This is a genomic window from Myxococcus eversor, assembly GCF_010894455.1.
Taxonomy (GTDB): domain Bacteria; phylum Myxococcota; class Myxococcia; order Myxococcales; family Myxococcaceae; genus Myxococcus; species Myxococcus eversor.
This window is the reverse complement of the sequence record NZ_JAAIXY010000102.1, coordinates 1-420: the sequence shown is the minus strand read 5'-3', so window position 1 is coordinate 420 and position 420 is coordinate 1. Positions and strand designations below refer to the sequence as shown.

The 420-nt window shown below is 69.5% G+C and carries 1 protein-coding gene; it reads right to left on the bottom strand.

Features of this window, described 5'->3' with window-relative positions; genetic code table 11:
• Positions 1-420: AMP-binding protein (locus G4D83_RS45325; RefSeq protein WP_163871180.1), on the bottom strand; the 420-nt coding region annotated here is incomplete at both ends.

The window sequence follows — 420 nt, the reverse complement described above, 5'->3', positions numbered from 1 at the left end:
ACGCGTCGAAGGCCAGCGGGGCGTTGAGGCTGACTCGCAGCGGACCCTGAAGACCGGCGAGGGCCGTGGACGCGAGGGCCGCACGCAGGTTCATCACGGAGGCGTGCTGAATCATCACGCCCTTCGGGTGGCCCGTGCTGCCAGACGTGTAGATGACGTAGGCGAGGTGCTCGGGTGAGGTGATTCGTGTCGGGTTGCTCTCGGGCTCTCGGCTCAGTGCCTCGGCGACGCTCGGGTCGTCCAGGCACACGACCTCCAGGCCCGGCGTTTCGAGCGGCTCGGCCAGGTGCCGCTGCGTGAGGACGAGGCGCGCACCGGAGTCCTGGAGGATGAAGGTGAGGCGCTCACGCGGGTACGTCGGGTCCGTGGGGACGTAGGCCCCACCGGCCTTGAGGATGGCGAAGAGGGCGACGAGCGCGT